At 62.8% G+C, this 4,896-nt stretch carries 6 protein-coding genes and 1 pseudogene; 4 read left to right on the top strand and 3 right to left on the bottom strand.

The genetic code is table 11. From position 1 onward, the window contains the following. The 4 genes and pseudogenes from AC1DX0_RS31180 to AC1DX0_RS31165 form a co-directional block, all read left to right on the top strand. Positions 1-235: pseudogene (locus AC1DX0_RS31180) on the top strand (IS110 family transposase); the annotation flags it as partial. Positions 236-435: 200 nt separating this feature from the next. Then, the gene (locus AC1DX0_RS31175; RefSeq protein WP_081850349.1) at positions 436-576 is read left to right on the top strand and encodes a DUF1127 domain-containing protein; all 141 of its coding nucleotides are present in this window, start codon (positions 436-438) and stop codon (positions 574-576) included. 380 nt (positions 577-956) lie between these two features. Next, the gene (locus tag AC1DX0_RS31170; RefSeq protein ID WP_477223385.1) at positions 957-2,039 is read left to right on the top strand and encodes a helix-turn-helix transcriptional regulator; all 1,083 of its coding nucleotides are present in this window, start codon (positions 957-959) and stop codon (positions 2,037-2,039) included. A gap of 181 nt (positions 2,040-2,220) precedes the next feature. Beyond that, complete coding sequence (locus AC1DX0_RS31165; RefSeq protein ID WP_477358284.1) at positions 2,221-2,916, top strand: DUF1013 domain-containing protein; 696 nt, start codon at positions 2,221-2,223, stop codon at positions 2,914-2,916. 62 nt (positions 2,917-2,978) lie between these two features. Here the strand turns inward: AC1DX0_RS31165 and AC1DX0_RS31160 are convergent, their stop codons facing one another. From AC1DX0_RS31160 to AC1DX0_RS31150, 3 genes are all read right to left on the bottom strand, one after another. Continuing rightward, a complete protein-coding gene (locus AC1DX0_RS31160) occupies positions 2,979-3,698 on the bottom strand; it encodes a helix-turn-helix transcriptional regulator (protein WP_027041910.1) in 720 nt (239 codons plus the stop codon). Positions 3,699-3,770: 72 nt separating this feature from the next. Beyond that, positions 3,771-4,178, bottom strand: a complete 408-nt coding sequence (locus tag AC1DX0_RS31155) for a hypothetical protein (protein WP_477223177.1) — start codon at positions 4,176-4,178, stop codon at positions 3,771-3,773. Between the two features lie 74 nt (positions 4,179-4,252). Beyond that, entirely contained in the window at positions 4,253-4,843 is a 591-nt protein-coding gene (locus AC1DX0_RS31150) for a DJ-1/PfpI family protein (RefSeq protein ID WP_477223178.1), read from the bottom strand. Positions 4,844-4,896: the final 53 nt, after the last annotated feature.

The following is a 4,896-nucleotide window of genomic DNA, read 5'->3' as shown; positions in this document are numbered from 1 at the left end:
CGACAGCGGACAAAAGCAAGGCTACCGCAAAATCCGTGGCGGGCGCCCTGATGTCAGAACCGCGCTGTTCATGCCAGCCCTGCGCGCCGCAGCTGGAAGGGGCGAATTCGCACCCTTCTACAAACGCCTCGTCACAAACGGAAAAAAGCCAATGGTGGCAATCGCTGCCGTCATGCGAAAGATCATCGTTACCCTAAATGCAAGACTAAGGGACGCCGCCATTTCTCAGAGTTGATGACGAAGCGATTGATGTTTGCGCCAATCGCCAAGGCATGCGGTTCGCCCCGGGCCCTGCCACTGCCTACAAGATGAACAGAGGCTTAATGGTGCAATGCAGCATTTGCATCATTGCTATGCAAAATCGGCCGTTCAAGTCCCCGTCGATGATCACTATCTGTGCAGCATCGAAACGAACACCCCATCAGGAGGACTACCATGAACCCGATCCGCGCTTTCCGTAACTGGCGCATGTACAACGAGACCGTGCGCGAACTGAACAAGCTCAACGCCCGTCAGCTCAACGATCTCGGCATCAACCGCGGCGACATCGAGCGGATCGCTCGCCAGGCGATCTGATTTCAGGCACGACCCGGCCGCAAGGCCGGGCTCATGTTGAGAAGTAGAGCCGTCGCAGACGTTCCCCGTTTCCGGTTCCGAACCCGCTGGACTTTGTCCAGCGGGTTTTGTCGTTTTGGGTGCCGGGCACTTGCCTCACCAATTCCAGGCCCCACCAATTCCAGGAATGCGTCGCGCCTCCCCCGTCCTGGTTGCGCAAGACCGGCAACAGGAAGCCGTTCAACGGCGCTGCCCGAACGGAACCGTTCTGTGGCATTTTGCTTATCCAAGATTGACCGCGGTGACTGCCGTGACATCTTGACGTGGGGGAAGACCGGCCGGCCTGAAGCATTGATTGTTTGGCTCCGGCAAACTTGTTGCCCCGGAAAGGCTTCGTGCCCATGCTCGACGACCTGACGAACAGGATCTATGAGGCGGCCTTCGTGCCCGATCTCTGGCCTGATGTGCTGGAGGACATTGATTCCGTATCCGGTTCCGTGGGCGGCGCCGTGTTTCTGTTCGGTGACGACCAGCCGACGCGCGGCAGGGCGATTAAATTCCTGCAGGATTTGCAAGGCGAGTTGCTGGCGAGCGATACGCTGCAGTTTTCGACGGCGGTTTCGCGCATGTGCGCGCTGCAGCCGGCGAGCTTCGTCGATGTCGAGGCTTTCCTGACACCAGAAGAGATCGAGAACGATCCGGTACGCCAACGGCTTCGCGCCATGGGCATCGGCGCGCATGCCTGCACCGCGATACCGATGCCCAGCGGCGAGCTGGCGATTTTCGTTTTCCAGCGACGGCTTGGTGAAGGCGACTACGATCAAAAGAGCCTGGATGTGCTCGACAGTCTGCGGCCAACCATGGCGCGCGCCGGCCTGATCGCAGGGCGGCTTGGCCTCGAACGCGCCGAGGGAACCGTTGCCGCCATGACGGCGATGGGCCTGCCGGCTGCCGTCCTGTCGCTGAAAGGGCGGGTGATGGTCGCCAACGCATTGTTCGACGGCCTGTCCTCCCTGTTCCTGCCCACCGCCTTTGGCGGCATGGCCATTGCCGACGCCGAAGCCAATCGGCTGTTCCAGCAGGCAGTCGTCGCCGCGCGCAACGAATTGGAGCCGACGGTGCGTTCCATACCGGTGCAAGGCGTCGACGGCCGGCCGCCGATGATTCTACACATGCTGCCGTTGCATCGTTCGGCGCATGAGATCTTTTCGGGCGCCGACATTCTGGTGGCGGCAACGGCGCTCAGCGCCAGTTCGCTCGTGCCGTCGCCAACGCTGCTGGCCGGATTGTTCGATCTGACGCCAGCCGAGGCGCGCCTGGCGACGGCGCTGTCGCAAGGCCATGCGCTCAAGGCGGCGGCAGCCGGTTCCAACATCACGGAAAAAACCGCCCGGACTTATCTGGAGCGAATATTCGCCAAGACCGGGACACGCCAGCAAAGCCAGCTCGTGGCCTTGCTCAAAAGCGCCGGCCCCTTTGGCTGACGTCGCCGACCGTCAGGGCATCGAATGCGCTTGCCGGTTGTGAAAGTATCGGGCCGCCGCGCCTTTCCAAAAACGTTGCGAAACAGGCAGGGAACGGTTATACAGGCCGCGAATTTCCCATTTTGGTGGCTCTAAACCACCGCCCGCGCGGGAACGCGGGCGAACGAGAAGGATTTTTGAAATGGCCAATACGCTGTTGATGCCCAAGGCGACCGCCGTCTGGCTGGTCGACAACACCGCGCTGTCTTTCGAGCAGATCGCGCAGTTCTGCGGGCTGCATCCGCTCGAGGTCAAGGCGATCGCCGACGGCGAATCGGCGCAAGGCATCAAGGGCATGGACCCGATCATGACCGGTCAGCTGACCCGCGACGAGATCGCGCGCGCCGAGAAAGACCCGAACCAGCGCCTGAAGCTTTCCGACCCCAAGGTGCGGGTGCCGGAATCCAAGCGCAAGGGTCCGCGCTACACGCCGCTGTCGAAGCGTCAGGACCGGCCGAACGCCATCCTGTGGCTGGTGCGCAACCATCCCGAACTCAAGGACGCGCAGATTTCGCGTCTCGTCGGCACCACCAAGTCGACGATCGAGCAGATCCGTGAACGCAAGCACTGGAATTCAGCCAATCTGCAGCCGATGGATCCGGTGACGCTGGGCCTCGCTTCGCAGATCGACCTCGACATGGAAGTCAACCGCGCCTCGCGCGGCCGCGAACAGGCGCAGGCGGTTGGCGATACGCTGCTGCCGGCGGCGCTGACCGAGCGGCTGGTGCCAGCCCCGGAAAAGCCGAAAGACGAAGATGCCGAGCTCGACGCCAACGCGGTGTTCGCCAAGCTCTCGGCCTTGAAGTCGAAGACCCCGGACACGGACGACGACGAGTAAGAGCCCCGCGAACTCAAGAAAAAGCCCGCTTCGAGCGGGCTTTTTTGTGCAGTCTGATCGGCTCAGCTTCGCGCCACGCGGTCCGGCGCCATGCCGTAATCCTCGCTGCGTTCCACGGCCCGGTAGAAATCGGCAAGCTGCTTGCCGCGCTCCGGTTTGAAGATGCGGCCGGCGATGACCACCGAGGCGATGCGGTCGATGCGGAAGGCGCGGAAGTCGTCGCGCATCTCGCACCAGGCGACCAGCGTCCACACCTTGCCCCAGAACCAGAGGCCGAGCGGCCTGATGTCGCGCGCGGTGCCGCGGCCGGCCTCGTCCGAGTAGTCGATGGTCAGCACCTGGCGCTTTTCGACCGCGCGCTCAATCAGGTCGATCGCCTCGCGGGCGGCGTCGCTGACCACCCACATCGGAGTGTGGATTTCGGTGCGGGCGATGCGATCCTTTTCGGCATCGGGAAGCACGGCGCCGATCTTGACCAGTGCCTCGTCGGCGGCCCGTGCCATGGCGGCGCCGCCAAAGGCGCGCACCATGCGCGCGCCGGCAACCAGCGCCACGATCTCGTCACGCGTGAACATAAGCGGAGGAAGGTCGAAACCCTCCCTCATCATGTAACCGACCCCCGCCTCGCCGTCGATCGGCACCCCGGTCGACTGCAGGTCGGCTATGTCGCGATAGATCGTTCTCTCGGAAACCTCGAGCCACGTGCCGAGCTTCTGGGCGGTGACCAGACGGCCACCACGCAGATGCTGCACGATCTGAAAGAGCCTGTCGGCGCGGCGCATCGTGTGCTTCCCCAGTTTCTTCTTTATGCATGCCGTGGTCCCGGAACTGGGCCCACTTCCAGATGACATGCATTACGGTTTCAGTCCCTCGCGCTTGCGCTGGGCGGCAACGAACTCCGCGCCAAAGGACAGTTTTTTCGTTGTCGGCGTCTTCGCATCGAGCACGCGCCAGAAGGGCGCGATGTCGCTCAGCGTCATGCCGCGCTCAAGGTCCTCATTGGCGGCCTCGGCAACCGTGCGCAGATGGTAGCCTATGGTGACCGGACATGTCACTTCGGCGCCATGTTCGATGGCAAGGGCAGTGCGCAACGCGCGGATATCCATCTCGACGCCTTGCGGAATCGAGCGGATGAAATCGTCGACCTGGCGCGCGGTCGGCACCAGCATAGGCTGGCCCTCGACCACGTCTGCCATCGTGCGCGGTGTCGGCTTGACGCCGTTGATGCCCGGCGTGTTCAGCCTGTCGTTCCAACTCTTCATCGATCGTCCTTTCGACCGTCGACGCGCGGTGTCTCGATCTTGCATCATTGCACGCCCCTCCTGACAGCATACTGTCAGGAGGCTTCAGCATACTCCTTGGCAAACAGCGTCCGCATCTGCGCGAGATCGCTGCCTCTTTCGGGATAGAGCGTGTTCAGAAAGGCAAGGGCAAAGGTACCAGGCGCCGAGCCCGGCGCGGACACGATCTTGCCGTCGGCGACGGCATGCGGCACGTCCTGATAGTTGCTGTCGCCGGCATAGCCGGCTTCATGGCCGTTGATCCAGTCACGGCCATTGCTGGTATGGCTGGCTTCTTCGAACATGCCGGCTCGGGCCAGTGCCAGCGTGCCGGCGCAGATACCGCCGACCACGCCGCCGCGCGTTGCGACGGCGTTGAGCAGTTCAGCGACGTCCGGCGGCGCCTTGCCCGCCCACTGGTCGGAGCCGATGACGGCTACAGCATCGAGATCGGCGTTCTCATCAACATCGACCGAACGATCGGGCGTTAGCCGAAAACCGCTGATTCCGGTCACCGGCTTGCCTTCGGGCGTCAGCGAGACGGCGCGGGCGCCGAACCATTCAACCGCCGAGGCCGCCAGCAAGCCGTATTCCCAGTCGGCAAAGCCTTCGATGAAAAGGAAGCCGATTGTCTTCTGATCGGGCATAAGCTCGCTCCATCCCTCGGCGCGCCGTAGCTTTGTTTTCATGCATGTCTGTC

It is taken from the genome of Mesorhizobium sp. P3_A9 (assembly GCF_056402975.1).
This window is presented reverse-complemented; position numbering and strand designations above follow the sequence as displayed.

What these genes read in the sequence shown, in the direction of transcription:
- AC1DX0_RS31160 (WP_027041910.1), bottom strand. Translation starts at nt 3,698, where the DNA reads ATGCGCCGCGCCGACAGGCTCTTTCAGATCGTGCAGCATCTGCGTGGT.
- AC1DX0_RS31150 (WP_477223178.1), bottom strand. Translation starts at nt 4,843, where the DNA reads ATGCCCGATCAGAAGACAATCGGCTTCCTTTTCATCGAAGGCTTTGCC.
- AC1DX0_RS31175 (WP_081850349.1), top strand. Translation starts at nt 436, where the DNA reads ATGAACCCGATCCGCGCTTTCCGTAACTGGCGCATGTACAACGAGACC.
- AC1DX0_RS31155 (WP_477223177.1), bottom strand. Translation starts at nt 4,178, where the DNA reads ATGAAGAGTTGGAACGACAGGCTGAACACGCCGGGCATCAACGGCGTC.
- AC1DX0_RS31165 (WP_477358284.1), top strand. Translation starts at nt 2,221, where the DNA reads ATGGCCAATACGCTGTTGATGCCCAAGGCGACCGCCGTCTGGCTGGTC.
- AC1DX0_RS31170 (WP_477223385.1), top strand. Translation starts at nt 957, where the DNA reads ATGCTCGACGACCTGACGAACAGGATCTATGAGGCGGCCTTCGTGCCC.